Annotated in this window: 16 protein-coding genes; 9 read left to right on the forward strand and 7 right to left on the reverse strand. The window is 38.1% G+C overall.

Features of this window, described 5'->3' with window-relative positions; translation table 11 throughout:
- Positions 1-258 precede the first annotated feature (258 nt).
- Positions 259-1,248 carry a sodium:calcium antiporter gene (locus PQ578_RS15505; protein WP_273835288.1) on the forward strand — a complete coding sequence of 330 codons (990 nt, stop codon included), beginning with the start codon at positions 259-261 and terminating at the stop codon, positions 1,246-1,248.
- Positions 1,249-1,409: 161 nt separating this feature from the next.
- Positions 1,410-2,585: an MFS transporter gene (locus PQ578_RS15510; protein ID WP_273835289.1), complete on the forward strand. Its 1,176-nt coding sequence runs from the start codon at positions 1,410-1,412 to the stop codon at positions 2,583-2,585.
- Between the two features lie 77 nt (positions 2,586-2,662).
- Here PQ578_RS15510 and PQ578_RS15515 read toward each other — a convergent pair whose 3' ends face one another.
- The gene (locus PQ578_RS15515; protein WP_159782683.1) at positions 2,663-3,244 is read right to left on the reverse strand and encodes a biotin transporter BioY; all 582 of its coding nucleotides are present in this window, start codon (positions 3,242-3,244) and stop codon (positions 2,663-2,665) included.
- A gap of 378 nt (positions 3,245-3,622) precedes the next feature.
- Between PQ578_RS15515 and PQ578_RS15520 the strand changes: the two genes are divergently transcribed.
- The 5 genes from PQ578_RS15520 (at position 3,623) to PQ578_RS15540 (ending at position 10,130) form a co-directional block, all read left to right on the forward strand.
- On the forward strand, positions 3,623-4,012 hold the full coding sequence (locus PQ578_RS15520; RefSeq protein ID WP_273835290.1) for a hypothetical protein: 390 nt from the start codon (positions 3,623-3,625) through the stop codon (positions 4,010-4,012).
- A 302-nt stretch (positions 4,013-4,314) separates the two neighbouring features.
- Positions 4,315-6,285, forward strand: a complete 1,971-nt coding sequence (gene parE, locus PQ578_RS15525) for a DNA topoisomerase IV subunit B (protein WP_098443769.1) — start codon at positions 4,315-4,317, stop codon at positions 6,283-6,285.
- Between the two features lie 2 nt (positions 6,286-6,287).
- Entirely contained in the window at positions 6,288-8,714 is a 2,427-nt protein-coding gene (gene parC / locus PQ578_RS15530; protein ID WP_273835291.1) for a DNA topoisomerase IV subunit A, read from the forward strand.
- Between the two features lie 154 nt (positions 8,715-8,868).
- A complete protein-coding gene (locus PQ578_RS15535; protein ID WP_273835292.1) occupies positions 8,869-9,369 on the forward strand; it encodes a metal-dependent hydrolase in 501 nt (166 codons plus the stop codon).
- 104 nt (positions 9,370-9,473) lie between these two features.
- Positions 9,474-10,130: a TVP38/TMEM64 family protein gene (locus tag PQ578_RS15540; protein WP_273835293.1), complete on the forward strand. Its 657-nt coding sequence runs from the start codon at positions 9,474-9,476 to the stop codon at positions 10,128-10,130.
- A 39-nt stretch (positions 10,131-10,169) separates the two neighbouring features.
- On the opposite strand, the gene PQ578_RS15545 is transcribed toward PQ578_RS15540, so the two are convergent.
- A complete protein-coding gene (locus PQ578_RS15545) occupies positions 10,170-10,748 on the reverse strand; it encodes a metal-dependent hydrolase (protein ID WP_273835295.1) in 579 nt (192 codons plus the stop codon).
- Between the two features lie 199 nt (positions 10,749-10,947).
- Here PQ578_RS15545 and PQ578_RS15550 point away from each other — a divergent pair, with 199 nt between their 5' ends.
- Positions 10,948-12,123: a MalY/PatB family protein gene (locus PQ578_RS15550; RefSeq protein WP_337958024.1), complete on the forward strand. Its 1,176-nt coding sequence runs from the start codon at positions 10,948-10,950 to the stop codon at positions 12,121-12,123.
- Between the two features lie 43 nt (positions 12,124-12,166).
- On the opposite strand, the gene PQ578_RS15555 is transcribed toward PQ578_RS15550, so the two are convergent.
- The gene (locus PQ578_RS15555; RefSeq protein ID WP_273835298.1) at positions 12,167-12,715 is read right to left on the reverse strand and encodes a 2'-5' RNA ligase family protein; all 549 of its coding nucleotides are present in this window, start codon (positions 12,713-12,715) and stop codon (positions 12,167-12,169) included.
- Positions 12,716-12,971: 256 nt separating this feature from the next.
- Between PQ578_RS15555 and PQ578_RS15560 the strand changes: the two genes are divergently transcribed.
- A complete protein-coding gene (locus tag PQ578_RS15560; protein ID WP_273835300.1) occupies positions 12,972-13,493 on the forward strand; it encodes a hypothetical protein in 522 nt (173 codons plus the stop codon).
- A 165-nt stretch (positions 13,494-13,658) separates the two neighbouring features.
- On the opposite strand, the gene PQ578_RS15565 is transcribed toward PQ578_RS15560, so the two are convergent.
- From PQ578_RS15565 to PQ578_RS15580, 4 genes are all read right to left on the reverse strand, one after another.
- On the reverse strand, positions 13,659-14,450 hold the full coding sequence (locus tag PQ578_RS15565) for an LAGLIDADG family homing endonuclease (RefSeq protein WP_273835302.1): 792 nt from the start codon (positions 14,448-14,450) through the stop codon (positions 13,659-13,661).
- A 360-nt stretch (positions 14,451-14,810) separates the two neighbouring features.
- The gene (locus PQ578_RS15570; RefSeq protein ID WP_273835304.1) at positions 14,811-16,826 is read right to left on the reverse strand and encodes an alpha/beta fold hydrolase; all 2,016 of its coding nucleotides are present in this window, start codon (positions 16,824-16,826) and stop codon (positions 14,811-14,813) included.
- Between the two features lie 551 nt (positions 16,827-17,377).
- On the reverse strand, positions 17,378-18,490 hold the full coding sequence (gene menC, locus PQ578_RS15575; protein ID WP_273835306.1) for an o-succinylbenzoate synthase: 1,113 nt from the start codon (positions 18,488-18,490) through the stop codon (positions 17,378-17,380).
- Entirely contained in the window at positions 18,480-19,292 is an 813-nt protein-coding gene (locus PQ578_RS15580; RefSeq protein WP_273835308.1) for a GNAT family N-acetyltransferase, read from the reverse strand. Before PQ578_RS15580 ends, menC begins: the two co-directional genes overlap by 11 nt.

The following is a 19,292-nucleotide window of genomic DNA, read 5'->3' on the forward strand; positions in this document are numbered from 1 at the left end:
ACACTTTTTGTACTCCAAAACTGAACTACTTATCTTTTGAGCGGGTTTTTTATATGAATAAAGGAGCGATTGGCTGTAAATGAATGATTTGACTATGATGGAGGTCCGAAGTTTTTCGTCTTAATTCTTGCTACTTAATGATCAATAATCAACAATTTTGAACCATTACATTTTTAATACATTCTTAAAGTAGTAGTTTAGTTTCGTGAAGCGAAGGTAATGGTGAAGGTGATAACGAACTTATGAAGGAGAACGTCAATGAATATATATTTAACCATTCTACTATTTATCTTAGCCGCCATTGCAACGTATTTTGTTGCAACACGCCTCGCTATGTACGGCGACGCCATTAGTGAAAAAACGAAAACATCTTCTGCTTTTATGGGAATAATTATTGGTGCTGCAATCTCTTTGCCTGAATTAACTTCGAGTGTAACCGCAATTGCTATTGATAGTCCAGATCTAGCTATTGGTAATTTGCTTGGGAGCAACTTATTTAACCTATTGGCTTTAGCTGTCCTCGACATGGTTTATCGTCGTGAACAGATTATGGGACAAACTGATCTAGGAAGTAAACTATATATTTATCTTGTGATTGTGATGACGCTTATAGTGGTTGCTGGATTATCGCTCACACTTCCAGCAAGTATTTTTCATATCGGATATAGCTCAGTTATCTTAGTGCTTGTATATTTTGTTGGTGTGAAATGGATAAATAAACAAACAGAAGAAAAAGTAAAAAGAAAAAGCCGAAGAAACGAAAAATACGGGGAATTTTCTTACCGAAGAGTTCTTACGATGTTCATTCTTTCTGCTGTTGGCATCATGATCGTAGGAACAGTTCTTACATTGACAGCCGATCGAATTGCAGAAAGCACGGGGCTTGGTGCATCTTTTGTAGGGTCTTTCCTTGTCGGGGCAAGTACCTCTTTACCTGATGCAGTAAGTGTTGCCACTGCGTTGAAACTACGAAACTATAGCATGGGGGTAAGTTCACTTCTCGGAAGTAACGCATTTAACATAATGCTACTTTCCTTTACGGATGCGATCTACTTTAAAACAAATATTTTTCAGCATGCGAGTCCATCAAATGTGATAACAACCGTTTCTTCTATTGTTGTCGTGCTCGTTATTTTGTATAGCATTACAAGAAAGAACAAACGGAGTACCCTTTTTTACATGTTGCCATCGATCTTAATCGTAGTGATCTATTTTATCGCTACATTCACCGTGTATACAATGAAGTAAGTTGTAGAGGAAATTCCTCTACAACTTTTTTTATGGCTTGCTATCTCATTTATGGCCGTAATGGAAACGCTCACCTAAAAAAGTCGGAAAATATTTGCAAGTTTTAAGTCAGAATACCCGTGGAAACCCCTGTCATAGATTAATTTTTGGAGGTTCAGGCAATGTCAAAAGGAAAAAGTATTCATGCATTAATTATTTTATTGTTTACCCAGTTCGTGTCAGGTGGGGTAACAAATACAAAGGGAATTGTGCTCGATAAAGTTGAAACAGATATCGGTCTCGATATGAGTCAATTTGGACTCGTTGTTTTAATTTTTCAACTGGGCTTTACGCTCGCTAGTTTAATCTTTGGTTATTTAACCGACAAAAAAGGATTAAGAATAATGGTGATCTTCGCCACAATTGTGATGGGACTCGGTTTTGCGGGTACAGGCTTTGCGCCAAACATCACTTTCTTTCTAGGTTTTTATATGTTAATCGGATTTGGTTTGGGTGCGCTGGGCGTTGCGTCTAACGCGATTGTACCCGCTGCTTATCCGGAGAAACAAAACCAAATGTTTAATTTGGCAATGGGTATTTATGGCCTTGGTATGATCATTTTCCCTCAAATTCTAAACTACATGTTCCAGTTTGCTTCATGGCGCTATTTCTATCTCGCGATTGCTATTCTGAACATACTTGTAATTTTCTATGTAACGTCCGTTAAATTCCCAGATGGAAAAGCGGAAAAAATCAATTTGAAAGCATTTATTCCTATGTTAAAAGATGCGCAGATGATCTTTTTAATGTTTTTCTTAATTTTCGAAGTATCTGCTGAAGTTTCATTCACAAACTTCTTTCCACCCTATTTAAAATCTCTTGAACTTGGAGGGATTTCAAATGAAGCAAAATCGGATATGGTTGCTACCATTCTTTCGCTATTCTCGGTTTTCTTTATGATTGGCCGACTAAGTGTCGCTTATCTTGCCAACAAAATCAACGAACGCTTAATTATGATTTCATTCTCATTAGGTTCAGTGATCATCGTTGCCATTAGCTTCTTTTTTGCAAATCAAGTTCCGTACTTGTTTGCAGGAGCGGGACTGTTCTTCTCAACATTATTCCCAACCGCAACCGCTTTTGGAACAACTATTTCAAAAAATCCAGGTACAGCACTAGGATTGATCTATGTGGCTTCTGGTATAGGTGGTGGTATCGCAGGGTATATCATCGGTATTGTTTCTGAAGCATTTGGTGCAAAAGGTGGATTCAGCCTTGTCATAGTTTTCCTTGGATTGATGTTTGTCGTATCACTATTCTTAAATTCAGGTAAGTCAAAGCAAACCGTTAATGAATAAGGTAACCATCAAAAAGCCGCCGGTAGATTACCGGCGGTACAATTATATTCATCTATTGGGCATAGAGGAATGACTTATTAAGCTACCTGTGGACGCTTGGATGTTTTCGAAACGGCAGCGTAAATACGAGGTGAAATAAGGGCAGCTACAACGGATAACAGGATATCTTTAGGTAGCGGGGCTAGCATCCATAACCAAGCCATACCGTAAGTAAATCCTTCAGGAGCGTCAGCCCAAAATTTATACGCATAATACATATAATTTGTACCAAGGACATAATTCAAGATAAATGCAGTGAAACTAGCAATCATAAACGTTATGACAGTTGGTCTAGATTTTGATTCAACAATTTTACCAGCAACATAGGCTACTAAAATATAAGATAGAATAAATCCAAATGTTGGTTTAAATAAAACGCCAGGACCACCTGTGAATTGAGCAAATACCGGAGCACCTGCAAGGCCAACTAGCGTGTAGACGATCATGGAAATGGATCCAAGCCGACTACCTAATAATAAACCTGCTAAAATCGCAAAAAACGTTTGTAAAGTAATGGGTACGCCACCTACTACGAGAAACTGAGCAATATTTGCGCCTACCGCCATTAATGCAGCAAACATTCCTGCATAAACTAAATCAATTGTTTTCATCTTCCTCATGACTGAACCTCGCTTTCATTATCACTATAAAGAATCGTAAAAGAAAAAGTTATTTGTGTCAACATATATTTTGATTAAGTTAACTTAAATTAAGCAAAGTTAACTTAATTCAACCGAATTTCAAAGTAATAGAAGTTTTAATTAGTAAATTCCAGCTTATTTAACACCGGAAAAGTAAGAAGAGTTAACTTAATCAGTTCGGGGAATTTATGAGAACGCTGTTTGCTTTGTTTGAATAGAGTAAGTAATTACCAATGGTTTATGAGTTGAATGCCTTCCTTAAGAACATAACGTTCCAGTGGAATATTAGAAAACGTACTACTTTATAAAAAATCTATGGTAAACTTAGAGCGAAAGTACGTTGAAAGGAGCCTCTATATGAACATGCTAAGAGGAACCATTCTGTCTGTTTTATTGCTTTGTTTCGTACTTGCCATAAGCACGGCCTTTGCAAATGGACAAGATCAGAACCTTGCTTATGAAACTGGAGAGGTTCAAGAAAAACTAATTCGATATGAGAAACCACAAGTAACAGCAGAAGTGGACCAGAAAACAGATGCGAGTGAAGATGATGAAGAATTAACAAATGAAGATGCAGAAGAGGCGACAAACGCGCCGGTAGAAAAACCTTATTATTATCTTATTGTTAATAAAACTCCTTATTTAGCCGATAAGTCTGATTGGGAGTCGGTTGAAGAAGGTCATATCGTTACACTCGGTTTTGAAGAAGGTAACGTGCATGTCGTGAAAACAATTGATGAAGAATAAACATTAAGGTACAATACGGTTCGATGTTTTTTTCTCTCCTGCCAATGTGCAGGATTTTTTAATACGTTAAGAATGAGTGGATGTCTAGCTTTACAAATGGGTGGGAATGCCTGCCTTTTGATAAGATAGTCAGAGATCATATGAACGAAACGAACGCAGTAAGAGGCTGTAAAAGACTACCCGACTATTAAAAACAACCAGATCTGGCAATGCTTTAAAAAACGGATTGGGTACAAAAAAGATAGAAACACCCGTTCTCATATGGTAGGCTAGTCTATACAGCAAGTTGAAAGGGGAAAAACATGGTAACAAAACAAAAGCAGGAATATAGTGATGATTCAATCCAGGTTCTAGAAGGACTGGAAGCGGTGAGAAAGCGCCCTGGAATGTATATCGGGAGCACTGACTCAAGAGGCTTGCATCATCTTGTTTATGAAATCGTAGATAATTCAGTTGATGAAGCTCTTGCTGGCCATGGAGATGAAATCAACGTTACCTTATATGAAGATAATAGTGTTAGCATCGAAGATAATGGTCGTGGGATGCCTGTTGGTATGCACAAACTAGGAAAACCAACTCCAGAAATCATCTTAACCATCCTCCATGCAGGTGGTAAATTTGGACAAGGTGGCTATAAAACGAGCGGTGGCTTACACGGTGTTGGGGCCTCGGTCGTTAATGCTCTTTCCGAATGGTTAGAAGTAACGATTCATCGAGATGGTTTTATCTTTAAACAGCGTTTCGAAAATGGCGGGAAACCAGCAACAACCCTTGAAAATATCGGTAAAACGCGCAAAACGGGAACGACGATTCATTTTAAACCGGATCCAATAATGTTTAGTACATTAAATTATAATTACGATACATTAAGTGAACGCCTGCGCGAAGCAGCCTTTTTATTAAAAGGGTTGAAAATTGAACTAGATGACAAGCGTCACGACCGCAAAGAGGTCTTCTATTATGAAACCGGTATCGAAGCGTTTATCGACTACTTAAATGAAGATAAAGAAACACTTCATCCAGTTGTCACGTTTACTGGAGAGAGTAACGGCATTGAACTGGATTTTTCATTTCAATACAACGACGGGTTTTCAGAAAATGTCCTTTCTTTTGTAAATAATGTCCGAACTAAAGATGGTGGGACACATGAGTCAGGTATGAAAACGGCCATTACACGTGTGATCAATGACTACGCAAAGAAAGTGAATCTTTTAAAAGAAAAGGACAAGAACCTTGAAGGAAATGACATCCGAGAAGGCTTTACAGCCATTGTCTCGGTCCGTATTCCAGAAGAATTGCTTCAATTTGAAGGTCAGACGAAAAGTAAACTAGGGACAAGTGAGGCGCGGTCAGCGATTGATGCGATTGTTTCAGGACAATTTTCATATTTTCTAGAAGAGAATCCATCCATTAGTGAGATGCTCATTAAAAAGTCAATTAAAGCCGCACAGGCACGTGAAGCAGCAAGGAAAGCACGTGAAGATGCACGATCGGGTAAGAAAGGGAAGCGCAAAGAAACCATTCTTAGCGGTAAACTTACCCCGGCCACTTCACGGAATCCGAAGAAAAATGAACTGTACCTTGTTGAGGGGGATTCTGCTGGTGGTTCTGCAAAGCAAGGACGCGATCGACGAACACAGGCAATTCTTCCACTACGAGGAAAAGTAATCAATACAGAAAAAGCGAAGTTGCAGGATATTTTTAAAAACGAAGAGATTAACACCATTATTCATGCGATTGGAGCGGGAGTTGGTCCTGACTTTGATATTGAAGATGCAAACTATGACAAAGTCATTATTATGACCGATGCTGATACTGACGGCGCTCATATTCAGGTGCTTCTATTAACGTTTTTCTACCGCTACATGAAACAACTTGTGGAGCATGGAAAAGTTTTTCTTGCGCTTCCGCCTCTTTACAAAGTTAGTAAAGGAAAAGGAAAGAAAGAAGTAGTAGAGTACGCATGGGATGAAGAAGGTATGAAAAAGGCGATGAAAAAGGTTGGGAAAGGCTACACGATTCAACGCTATAAGGGTCTTGGTGAGATGAACGCCGATCAATTATGGGAAACAACGATGAATCCTGAAAGCCGCACGTTAATTCGTGTGAAGATTGAAGATATTGCTCGTGCCGAACGACGTGTTTCTGTTCTTATGGGAGATAAAGTCGAACCGCGTAGACAATGGATTGAATCGAATGTGGCTTTCGGATTAAATGAAGATACAAATATCATCGAGAATGAAAACATTTCCATTATTGAAGAGGAGGCGTAACATTGGCTAACGCAGAGAAATTTCTAGATCTACCGCTTGAAGATGTCCTTGGTGACGCTTTTGGGCGATATAGTAAATACATTATTCAAGACCGTGCCCTGCCCGATGCAAGGGACGGTCTGAAGCCTGTACAACGCCGGATTCTTTATGCAATGCATCATGAAGGTAATACAGCAGAGAAACCGTTTCGGAAATCAGCGAAAACGGTTGGTAACGTTATCGGTAACTACCACCCACATGGAGATACATCTGTGTATGACGCTATGGTCCGAATGACTCAGGATTGGAAGGTACGTAACATTCTCGTGGAGATGCATGGGAATAACGGAAGTGTTGATGGAGATCCACCGGCTGCCATGCGTTATACAGAAGCACGTTTAGCAGCCATTTCATCTGAACTCCTTCGCGATATTGATAAAGATACGGTTGAATTTGCACCTAACTTTGACGATACACAAAACGAGCCGATCGTTTTACCTGCACGCTTTCCTAACTTGCTTGTCAATGGCTCAACTGGGATATCAGCAGGTTATGCAACAGATATCCCGCCGCATAACCTTGGTGAGGTCATTGATGCAGCCGTTATGCAAATGGAGAACCCTGACGTTACGCTACAAGAGCTAATGGGTGTTATTAAAGGACCCGATTTCCCAACAGGAGGAATCGCTCAGGGAACAGAAGGCATTCGGAAAGCATTTGAGACTGGAAAAGGCAAGTTTATTTTACGAGGTAAGGCAGAAATTGAAGAAGTACGTGGAGGACGTCAGCAAATTGTTGTGACAGAAATCCCGTATGAAATCAATAAAGCGAACCTTGTTAAGAAAATTGATGAACTTCGTGTTGATCGCAAAATTGAAGGCATTTCAGAAGTGCGTGACGAAACAGACCGTACGGGGCTTCGATTTGTAATTGAGTTAAAAAAAGACGCCGATGCAAGCGGCATTTTAAAATATTTATATAAAGCGACAGATCTTCAAATTACGTATAACTACAATATGGTAGCGATCTACAACAAGACACCGAAGCAAATGGGTTTAAAGCAAATCTTGAAGGCCTATATTGAGCATCAAAAGGAAGTCGTCATTCGACGATCTGAATATGATTTAAGACGTGCCAAAGACCGTCAACATGTTGTCGAAGGCTTAATTCGCGCGATTTCGATTTTGGATGAAGTGATTGCAACCATTCGTTCATCGAAAGATAAGCGTGACGCTAAAACCAACTTAATGGCGCAATATGACTTTACAGATGCTCAGGCTGAAGCGATTGTGAATTTACAGCTTTATCGTTTGACCAATACCGATATTACGACGCTTCAAAAGGAATCAGAAGAGCTAAGTCAGCTGATCAATAAGCTTGAAACGATTCTTGGTAGCGAGAAAAAGCTTGTCAATCTTATTAAAAAAGAGTTACTTGAAATTCGCAAGAAATATGTCGATGATCGCATGACCGTTTTAGAAGACGAAATTGAAGATATTAAAGTGAATCTTGAAGTGATGATTCCTTCTGAAGACGTGATTGTAACCGTCACAGAAGATGGTTATGTGAAGCGAACAAGTCCTCGTTCATATGCAGCATCGAACGGGAAAGACTTTGGAATGAAGGAAACCGATACGCTTCTTCGTCAATTTGATAGTAATACAACTCACACTATCTTGCTCTTTACGAACAAAGGAAGCTATCTTTATTTGCCTGTCCATGAACTACCTGAAATCAGATGGAAAGATCTTGGACAGCACGTCGCTAACATCGTATCAATTGAATCTGACGAGCGAATTATTGAAGCCATGGAAATAAAAGAGTTTAAAGAAGATCAATACTTAGTCTTTGTAACGAAACAGGGCATGATTAAGAAAACAGAGCTTTCTCAATACAAAGCACAGCGGTATTCTAAACCACTCATGGCGCTTAAGTTGAAAAAAGAAGATGAGTTGATAGACGTATACTCCACTAATGGAAGCAAAGAAGTTTTTCTTGCTACACACTTTGGATATGGACTACGATTTAAAGAAGAAGAAATTAGTCTAGTTGGTCAACGGGCGAGCGGTGTAAAAGGCATTAACTTAAAAGATGACGATTTCGTAGTGAGCGGGATTATTTATGAGCCAACTGCCAAGCACGACATATTCCTAGCCACACATCGAGGGGCTGTGAAGAAAATGCAGCTAAGTGAATTTGAAATAACAACGAGAGCAAAACGCGGTGTTGTGATGTTACGTGAATTGAAATCAAATCCTCACCGTGTCATTGGGGCTGCGGCAGTAACAAAACAAGATCTTATTATGGTTCGAACGAAAAAGGGAGAACCAATAGAGGTAGATCCAGCAACCTATCGACCAAATGATCGGTATAGCAACGGATCATTTGTCGTAAACGTGAGTGAAACGGGCGATGCAGTGGAAATTAAGAAAGTTCATAAGCCTATATAAAATCTAAAGAACCCGCCTAAAAAGCGGGTTCTTTTATATATGAGTAAGGAAATTTGTGATATACTAACTGGTATGCGAACATATGATTGCCACCCCTCTAAAATGGCACTTTCCAATTAAACAAACAAGAAAACACAGATGAAGGAGGAATGAAATGGAGGGGAAAACCCATGCGATTGGCGGTATTTGCTTAGGTGTTGCCGCGCAAAGCTACTACATAACAGACAAGCTCGATGCACCAGAGCTGATTGTTTTCTATGGAGCCTGTCTTTTTGGTGGTCTTCTGCCAGACATTTGTCATCCAGGGTCATGGACAGGTAGAAGAGCTAGAGCCTTATCGAAAGGAATCAGCCGTTTCTTTGGTCATCGAACGATTACACACAGTATCCTTTTTATCATTCTTATTTATTGGTTAACGTCAACGTTCACCTTTCAATATGATCATCTTATTCAAACTGGTCTTTTAGTAGGGATTGTAAGTCATATTGTGCTCGATGCCATGACAGTAAGAGGTATTCAATTGTTTTATCCTATTCCGCTACGCATTCGCTTCCCAGTTTATTTGAAAACCGCTTCGAAAGGAGAAGGTTTTATAACAAGTTGTCTCATTATCCTAACCATTATTATGCTATACAACCAGGTGATGATTTCATAAGGAATAGGTTGTTATGAGTACTGATGTAAGCCACATTACAGACCTGTTGAACATTTTCATGTATGTTTTATTTATGACACGGATACAACAGAGAGGATGGGGAGATGAAGCGTCAAAAGGCAGTATTAAAATGGGCATTAATCCTAATAACGATCGTGATCTTAATTTGGTTCAGCCGAACTTATCTGGATTTTAGAGTGGAAGACATAAGAGATTGGATCTTATCATTTGGTATACTTGCTCCAATTGTTTACATGGTTATTTACACGATACGCCCCTTAATCTTCTTCCCCGCTTCCGTTTTATCGATTGCGGGTGGACTTGCTTTTGGAGCAATGTTCGGTACAATTTACACCGTAATTGGAGCAACTGGAGGAGCGGTTTTATCATTTATCGTCGCTAGAAAACTAGGAAAGTCAATTGCCAATAAAGATTGGAAAGGGAAAGGACGAAAGCTACAAGATCAGCTTGAGCAAAACGGATTTTTCTATGTGCTGTTTTTTCGTTTCGTTCCGCTATTTAACTTTGATTTAATTAGTTATTCCGCTGGTTTATCTAAAATACGGTTTACTTCATTCTTTTTGGGTACGCTTATTGGGATTATCCCTGGCACATTTGCTTACAACTTTTTAGGAAGCAGTCTCGTATCAGGTGATCCAAAAATTATTACGCTCGCTGTTGGGGTCTTCATCTTACTATCGGTTATACCAATCTTAGTTCGCAACAGAGTGACGAAGAAAAACTCGTCATTAAGTAAATAAGAAAAAGGAGCAGGCTGTTGATACGACGCCTGCTCCTTTTTATGACTCAAATTCGTTATTTTTAGCCTGCTTTAAAATTTTCCTTGTTCGTCGACGGTCCAGAATAAGATAAATGATCGTAGATACGAGGAGCAGGCCGTGTGTAAAACTAAACTCGGCACCGTAATAATCACGGTTCCAATAAGAAACAACGCCAGGAATAACGGTATGACTGAGCGGATAAAAAATCGGTACAGCATCGCTGACATGCGTGAAAAAATCAACAATTACATGCAAGAACCATCCCCATACAAAACCAGAAAATGGCGTTAACTTAAACCCTCGATGAATGATCATCAATAGAATAAAGGCAAGTAACCAGATGACAATCGAATGGCCCAATTGGCGGAGTACAACAACTACAGGATGTTCAAATAAGCCATGGATAAAATAATGCACAGAGAGGTTGATTTCGGGATTGAAGATTTTTTGAATGCTACGTTCTATTAATAAGTATAAAAACATCACATAATAAATAATATCAGGTGCGATGCCACCGATGACAATGTATTTAATCGTTCGCCTGCTTTTCTTTCGGAAAAAGAAATAACTCCAAAAAGCATGGTGAAGTGTATTCATAAGGGTACTCCTCACTTTATTGGTCAGCTATTATCCGTTCTTTCAAAAGGGAAATAAAGATTACTTCTCATTTTATCATCACTGTAGCCAGCTGTCCTTTGTAAAAGTGTTTTAGCTATTATGCATAAGCAATAACTCTGACAGATAATAAAAGATTTGATAAAGTAGAGTTGGACTATTGAATAATTGGAGGCACATGATGAACGTATTTGACGAACGAATTAATCGATTTGATACCCATTCAGTAAAGTGGGATCATACAGAAGCCATTTTTGAAAAAGAAGACCTATTGCCTATGTGGGTAGCGGATATGGACTTCAGAGCTCCGCAACCTGTCATTGATGCTCTCACAACACGCATTCAGCATGGGATATTTGGTTACTCCATGCCAACTGAAAACACAAAATCTGCGATTCAAGGGTGGTTGAATAGACGACATAATTGGTCCATTCAACAGGATTGGATTGTATTTACACCAGGTGTCGTTCCGGCACTATCGGCAGCGGTTAATACGTATACGGAAAAGGGAGAGAAAGTGGTCATCCAATCTCCTGTGTACTATCCGTTTCGAGATATGGTAGAGAAGAGTGAGCGGGAAGTTGTCGATAATCCACTTGTAAGAAGAAACGGCAAATATGAGATGGATTTTCATGATCTTGAACTGAAGCTTGACGATCCTGAAGTGAAGATGCTACTTCTTTGTAATCCTCATAATCCAGTAGGAAGGGTTTGGAAAAAGGAGGAGCTTATGAAGCTTGCTGAGCTTTGTTACGCTCACAATGTATTAATCGTTTCGGATGATATTCACTTTGATCTTATTTTTAAGGGATATCAGCATACGTTAATTTCGTCTCTATCTAATGAAATTGCAGCTAATACGATTACATGTATCGCACCAAGCAAAACATTTAACCTAGCAGGTATGCAGCTTTCAACAATAATTATCCCTGATGAAGAAAAGCGGGAGAAATTTAACGCTTATATGGGGAAATTAGGTTTGTTTGCGCCTAGTCCATTTGGGATCACTGCCGTAGAAGCGGCTTATAACCATGGGGAAGAATGGCTTGATGAGCTTATGGACTACTTACAAGGAAATCTTTCGTACCTTACGACATTTATAAATGAGCGACTTCCGCAAATCGATGTGATTGAACCTGAGGGTACTTATCTTGTTTGGTTAGACTTTACTAAACTTGACATGTCTCATGAGGAACTTGAGCAGTTTGTGCAAGGGGAAGCAAGGCTCGCACTTGACGAAGGCTATATTTTTGGAGAAGGCGGGAAGGGGTTTGAACGTATTAATATTGCTTGCCCGCGATCAGTGTTACAAGAGGGATTAGAAAGATTGGAAAAAGCGATTAATTCAAAAAAATAGCGAAGTAAAGCGCCCTGGAAAATCCAGGGCGTTTAAAATATAGTTACATAAGAAAATTCCTTTTTTTTAAAGGGCGGAGAGGTAACTCAAGTACGGGTGTATATGTATAAGACTTATTCATTGAAAAAATATGAACGGATGGAACAATAAATGGTTCAAACTCGTCTAAGGTGTGTTCGGCATCTTGCTTTATATTAAAGAAATGATCGTCTGTCATTTGTTTGTTTTTTTGTACAATTGTTAAATGCGGGATAAAGTCCGTTACTTCATAGTGCTGTTTTTGTTCTTGAAGAGATGGTTTAATCGCATCTACAAACAACAAATGAAGAGTAATAATCTCTTTGCATAAGACCGTATTAAATAATACAGATGTGCCAAATGTAGCTGGTGCGCCTAGCTTTAATTCAAAAGCAGGAAATCTTCGACAAATCTGTTCAATTTTAGGAACCCAATCTTCCGTTGCTGTAAGACCGCTAGATGCTTTAACCGTTATATGAGGTGGAGAGGTTTCAGTATAATCCCATTTTTGCCGAAAAGATTGAATTTGGTTCATAACTTGTGGAGGAGGGAGGACGGCAATAAAAAACGGCATGAGCATATCTCCTTCGTATGATCAGTGGATAAATAACAGTAACGTAACAAGTAAAGATTCTATGAGGCTATAACACTAATTCGCTAAATAATGGTTTACCCCTTTAATCTGTAATCGTTATTTCGAAAATCAATCAATAGTACTATTAAAGACCAAAAAAATGAAAAGAAAATTATAAAAAAACTCCCATAATTGAGTGCATTCTTTTCAAATTTTGTTATGATAAAAGAGGTGAAGCAGAAGAGGTTTCACCTAAGTGATAGCTGGAAAAGGAAAGCGGGTGATTTGTATGAAAAAAGCATCAAAAGGACTTCTAACCATCCTACTTTTCTCTGTTCTCGCATTTGGTTACCTAAAATCAGCTGAAGTTTATATAGACTACAAAAATGATAAATATGCGCACACTGCAAGTGCCACAAGCATTGAAAGCAGCTTGCATCAAAAGATCGATGAACAGAATATTTACGAAATACAGGTACATAGAAGCGAACAGCAAAAAGAAGAGATTATTACGTCAAACGAAGATGAATCATACCTTGTCAATTGGGTTAACAATCTTGATGGATCTGATTTAACACAGTTAGCAAATCATCGTGTTCAGGTTGATGATGCAGACTTCATTATTTATTTAAAGACAGGAAAAGAAATTAGAATTAAGTTAGATGAAAACAATGTGGTCGTTTCAAGAAATGATAATGATAACAAAGTATTTAATTCGTATTTAATTAGTCATTTTGATTTAAGTGATGAAATATCACGTATTTTAGAAATCGGATAATTTTTTAATTCTGTCTCAATATCTTAAGTTTACTTAACGATTGAGACAGAATTATTTCTTATTTGATGACTTCCTATAATATATAATATGTAAACTAAAATAAAAATTAAGGAATAGGAGTACGTATTTGTACTCCTCTATTTTTCGTATGGATTGTTGTTATATTTAGCTGCGATTTCTTTTGCGATCTTGTAACTCATCAACTGATAACTTTTCCTGATCAAACGCTGCAAATTTGCGTTTTAAGTACAGTGATTTATCAGCATAAATCCAATCGCCGAATTGTTTAATTGATTTTCTACCGGTTATTAATACTCTTATATGTTTATCATTATCGGTCATATAGGGATTAAATCCGTACTTAAGTAGCAATGCTTGCAATGATTCCATAAATGCTAAGGATCCACCTACAAAGCTGACTGTGTAGCCTTTGTAGTTTATATGGCCATCACCGTCAAAATAACCTCTTATAAAATGATGAATGTATTGCTTTGGTATGTTCGGAAACGTAATATTGTAACTTTTATCTGAAGTGATATGAAATAACGTTTGAAGATCATTTTTCATAACTTTGCTGTGGAAAAGCAAACTGTACACTCCAGTGTGTTTATTTCGATACAATGGTTGATTTGAACCTATGATAATTTTGATTTCTTCCAATATATCGGGATTTTTTTGAGTAAAGGCAACTGATTGCGATTGAGATGCAATATATCCGTCAGCAATAAAAAAACCTAGTAAATAGGCCATGTCATTATTCCACTTCTTAAAGTAATCTTCATTAAATGTATACTTTCTTTTCCAACTTCCTATACGCCGTTTCTGAACTCCATTTTCTGTGAGTAGTTGCCGAATATATCTGCTGGAAACTCCCGCTAATTGTCCTATTTGAGTTGTACTATAACCACTCTCATAAAGCACGATGATTTCTTGGATCTCCAACTTTAATTTAGGCATACAATGACCTCCTTGTAGAAAATAGAATGAAATTATTTTCATTATACGAACAAATGTTCTGAAAGGCGATTTTGAGCACTTTTATCCAATAAATGATTTATTAGGTATAAAAAGCTCGTTTCAGAATGAACTTTTTGTTTTAGAATTTAGTTTAACTTGAATCAAAGGAACATCTTAAAAATCCGCTACCTCTCTTCTATTACATCGTTCCTATCCATTTTTATACTCTTGATGAACCATCTTTTTGTTCACTTTATTTAATGACTCTTCCAAAATTCTATGCTTTACACATACATAAACAAAACCAACCATAGGGCTGTAACTCCTTTGGTTGGTTTTGTTTGGTCATATGTCGATTAATTATAAGATGGAATAAAGCGTTGTATTTGCTATTGTAATTAATGTTATTAACAACGTGTTTAGGAAGGCTCCTACATAGACATTGCCGGTTTTTCGATAGAAGTATCGATTGAAGATGGAAGCGATCAACAGTGCTGGTACAAGAGCAATCATAATGATGGAAGATAGTGATTCTGAAGGATAACCAGCTGTTCCTGTGATAAACAACAATCCATAATGGTAACCCAGGTAAAGAATGAGACCACCTACAAAATGTAGTGCGGCGATTACGTATCCTTTTAGACCCTCGTATTTAGCGCTAGCTGTATTCATATTGACAGAGAGACCTACGATAAAGTAATAGATTAAGAAAAGTGGTGCATATTTTAAAGTTGCGATGACATGCTGGCTTTCAAATGTTTTAACAGCAAATGTCCATAGACGGAAATCTATTTTGAACACCGCATCAACAAGATAAAGTACCCCATACCCTATCACAATGGCTACGATTGCTGTTAGAAGTGAAGCAATCATTGTTTTTACGCTTACTTTTAGCCCGTAGTTTTCAATCGTTGCCCCTTCTGGTTTTTTCGAAACGAAGTGGTAACACACCATGATCATCAATGTGACGATTGCTACATTAATCGCCCAGTAAGCGATTGGGTTTACTGTTGGTGCAGCAAAGTACTCTGTTGTCATAAGGAAATCACTTTGTTTTCTTAAATAAATATATTGAATAACCCCAAATCCAAGCATAATGAACGAAATCGATTTAACACTACGCTCGGAATTTTTAATGAATGAGTAAATTAAGACAATAGCCGAAACGGCGATAACAACCATACTAAATTGTCTTAAAAGTCTCATTGCGTCAACATTCCCACTATATAATGCAGGGAAAAAGAGTGCTGGGAACAAACCAGCAAATATTACAATTAAGAAGCTTGTTAGTTTTGCGCCATTTGTTTTTGGTTCTGGTAGTGGTGATGGTACTTTTGTATAAATGCTGTTAAAGAAAGGTAATGTTGATAATAGTGAAATGACTGGACCAAAGAGCAAAAAGAAACCAATTAAGGCTACAAATGAAAACCATTCTTTGTACATCCATGTCTGACCGTCTTTACCAATCGTGACAATGTCACCATAATCAGCAAAAGCTTCATCATAAAAGTCTACTGCGTTTTCTGTAGATTGTTTTGAAAAATGATTCCATGGGTGGGTTTCATTTGGTTGGTAAATGATTCGTTTTCCATCATTCACTTCGTAAAATTTCCCGGCTTGAGGATTGTCTGGATTTCCTAAGAAGCCCGCACCTTCTTCTGTGCCTACATAATTTTTCTTTACGACAGATTTTCCAGCCGCTGTAGCTGCTGGATCAAAGAAGAACTCATCATATTGTGCAGCTATTTTACCTGATGTTCTTGGACCATAGGCATTGTTAATATCTTCAGCACCCATTTCAAGTGCCTGTACCCATTGATAATCAGAACCCATCGTAAGATCGCTATAAATTTTTCTAATGCCTGTTGTCTCAAAATCTTTCTCATCTAAAATAACCGCATTTGTTGTAGAGAATCCGCCCATTGAGTGGCCAGAAGCAGCGATGATACCGTTGCCATTTTCATCTTTTAAAACAAATTTTTGATCATACATATACTGCACGGCATCATAAATCGCATTTGGCCAAAATGAGAAAAACGGGACCGGTTTTTCCATTGTGTTTGTTGAGTGTCCGTGATCATATTGATCTAAAGCTAAAACAACATATCCTCTCTTAGACATTTCAATGGCTTGAGCATCTTGCATTTCCCCAGAGTTAAGGTATCCGTGTGTTGTGACGAGTGTTGGTCTTGGGGTTTGATCAGCACCATCAGGTTTGTACAATAGACCTGAAAGCTCTCCCCTCGGAGTATCAAAGTATATACGTGAAACATCCACCTCTCCACTTGAACTGTTAAATAGAAAAGCTGCATAACTACCAATCAAAATGAACGACAAAGCAACCACTAACCAAATGATCGTTTTCTTGTTTTCCATCTTATCCCCCTGTTGCTAAGTATTTTACAAGAATAATGTTACGTAACGATTAATCTCATTAAAGACTCGAACCCATTAACAGTAAAAATGATACATCTGCTTATCTTAGTTAACTCTGAATCACCTCCGTACTGGTTAGAATGTCGCATAGTATTACTTACAATATGCTTTAAGCGAAAAAAAAGAAGACACATTATATTTACTTTGAATGAACATTCAAAGAATGTAACGTATCTTCTTGATATCATGACCGACATTAACTTTATATAGAAGTATACCTTTTATTGAAAGCGCTGTCAAAAATGTGCAATATATATTTACAGTTATGTTTGATGTATTATCAAATGAAAAACCGATTGATACAGCTTGGAGAACAAGTGTTCCTGTATCCGTAAAAAGAACACTTTTAACTTCAAATGCACTTCTTTATACCTATATTGTCATCTTTGGTTGTTATATTTTGATGTTTTCTTTTTCGGTAATGAGCATTAAATACCATTCAGCATAAAAAAGCCACTCACCCTAGGTAAGTGGCTTCTCTTTACACTTCACTAATTCACCTGAATGGTTTTCTGAACAATCGTCAATTCCTCAATGTAATCTCTATCAGGTTCATATCCGATTCCTGGCTTCTCATGTACTTGAATGTAGCCGCTATTCATTTCAACTTCTGGTCTAATGATATCTCGCTTCCAATAATGAGACGATGGGGCTGTATCTCCAGGAAGTGAAAAGTTACTTAATGTTGTAATGGCAATGTTATGAGCACGTCCAATTCCGGCTTCAAGCATTCCTCCACACCACATCGGGATATTATGCTTCACGCAAAGATCATGAATTTTCTTTGATTCAGTTAGCCCACCGACACGCCCTACTTTAAGGTTAATGATTTGACAACTGCCGAGTTCAATCGCCTTTCTAGCATCTTCTAAACTATGAATGCTCTCATCTAAGCAAATTGGTGTTTTTAGTTGAGACTGTAGTTTCGCATGATCAATAATGTCATCATGTGCGAGCGGTTGCTCAATCATCATTAAGTCAAATTGATCGAGCTGCTTCAGATGGTCAATGTCCTGTAACGTATAGGCACAGTTTGCATCTGCCATCAGTGGAATGGATGGAAAATGGTGTCGTATTAGTTTGATGATCTCAACATCCCAACCAGGCATGATTTTTACTTTTATTCGCTTATACCCCTCTTTTACGTAATCTTCAATTTGCTTTAAAATGTTATCTGGTGACGATTGAATGCCTACGCTGACCCCGACTTCTATGGTCTTTTTCACCCCCCCAAGTGCTTTTGCAAGTGGCATGTGATTTACTTTCGCATAAAGATCCCATATCGCACCTTCAATTGCTGCTTTTGCATTGTAGTTGCCGCGAATTTTTTTGAAACGCTCTGATACTTCATCTGGATGATTCAATTCTTCACCGGAAAGAAGTGGAATCAAATGATCGATCATCATATGCCAATTGGTTTGAACAGTTTCTTCGTTATAAATAGGTTCCATAATGGCTACCGATTCTCCCCAACCTGAATGTCCAGACGTCGTGGTGGCTTCAACTAAAATAATATCTTTATCCCGCTCTGTACCAACGCTAGTCGTAAAAGGATGTAAGAGATCCATTTTTATGTGTCTTAAGATAATGTTGTTAATTTTCATTTGAATCACCTTTTTCTAAGAGGTATAAATATAGATTGATGTTGCCATCACTTTTTACTAAATCCGTAACACACCAACCCTGCTGAAGATAATGCGTAAACACGATTCCCGTTTGCTCCCTCCACGCTTTTGCAAGTGGTAGATTCACTTTTTTAATTTCTTGAAAATTCCCAGGCACAGGCACATACATTTTCTTAGCAGTGATGGATAGATCTATTTTGTCAGGATGGTGAAAACGAGTGTCACCGCCACCCGTGATCAGAGCATGAGGAAGGGTTTGTTCTAACTCCCGCACTCCCTTATGGTCCTTCGTATGCCACTCAACTAAAAAGCGATCAGTCGGTATTCCGGCGTTCAGGTTATCATTCATTAGGCCATACACGTTAGGAAGATACGATTTCACCACGGCCCCGAGCTTATTTAAATTCAGCGATCCATTCACCGTTTCTAATGGATCGTAAGTCCATGTTATGAAATCGTAGCCCATATTGGCGGCTGTTTTTCTTTGTTCCATCTTTAATTTCTCACCAATTCCTCTTTTACGAAAATCAGGATGAATTCCTAAACTTTGAGAAACGAGATAGACCTTCTTGCCATCAAATCCTGGAAAACTATATTGAAATGCGATGAGCTGATCTTCATAAAAGGCTCCTAAAATAAATCCGCCATTTTTCACAACTGCCATACTTTGATTGACTGGAACGGAGTCATCAAAGCTCCATACAATTGTTTCTAAACGTCTAACTTCTTCAAGTTCTTCCACTGAATGAAGGGTACGAATCATAAGTGGTTGTGTCTTCAT

The sequence above is a fragment of the Guptibacillus sedimenti genome (assembly GCF_028610665.1).
GTDB classification, from domain to species: Bacteria; Bacillota; Bacilli; order Bacillales; family Guptibacillaceae; genus Guptibacillus; species Guptibacillus sedimenti.

Bases quoted from the DNA above. Each gene is read 5' to 3' on its own strand.
- PQ578_RS15540 (WP_273835293.1), top strand. From the start codon at position 9,474: ATGAAGCGTCAAAAGGCAGTATTAAAATGGGCATTAATCCTAATAACG.
- menC (WP_273835306.1), bottom strand. From the start codon at position 18,490: ATGAAAATTAACAACATTATCTTAAGACACATAAAAATGGATCTCTTA.
- PQ578_RS15535 (WP_273835292.1), top strand. From the start codon at position 8,869: ATGGAGGGGAAAACCCATGCGATTGGCGGTATTTGCTTAGGTGTTGCC.
- PQ578_RS15505 (WP_273835288.1), top strand. From the start codon at position 259: ATGAATATATATTTAACCATTCTACTATTTATCTTAGCCGCCATTGCA.
- parE (WP_098443769.1), top strand. From the start codon at position 4,315: ATGGTAACAAAACAAAAGCAGGAATATAGTGATGATTCAATCCAGGTT.
- PQ578_RS15520 (WP_273835290.1), top strand. From the start codon at position 3,623: ATGAACATGCTAAGAGGAACCATTCTGTCTGTTTTATTGCTTTGTTTC.
- PQ578_RS15580 (WP_273835308.1), bottom strand. From the start codon at position 19,292: ATGAAGACACAACCACTTATGATTCGTACCCTTCATTCAGTGGAAGAA.
- PQ578_RS15570 (WP_273835304.1), bottom strand. From the start codon at position 16,826: ATGGAAAACAAGAAAACGATCATTTGGTTAGTGGTTGCTTTGTCGTTC.
- PQ578_RS15550 (WP_337958024.1), top strand. From the start codon at position 10,948: ATGAACGTATTTGACGAACGAATTAATCGATTTGATACCCATTCAGTA.
- PQ578_RS15565 (WP_273835302.1), bottom strand. From the start codon at position 14,450: ATGCCTAAATTAAAGTTGGAGATCCAAGAAATCATCGTGCTTTATGAG.
- PQ578_RS15545 (WP_273835295.1), bottom strand. From the start codon at position 10,748: ATGAATACACTTCACCATGCTTTTTGGAGTTATTTCTTTTTCCGAAAG.
- PQ578_RS15510 (WP_273835289.1), top strand. From the start codon at position 1,410: ATGTCAAAAGGAAAAAGTATTCATGCATTAATTATTTTATTGTTTACC.
- PQ578_RS15515 (WP_159782683.1), bottom strand. From the start codon at position 3,244: ATGAGGAAGATGAAAACAATTGATTTAGTTTATGCAGGAATGTTTGCT.
- PQ578_RS15555 (WP_273835298.1), bottom strand. From the start codon at position 12,715: ATGCCGTTTTTTATTGCCGTCCTCCCTCCTCCACAAGTTATGAACCAA.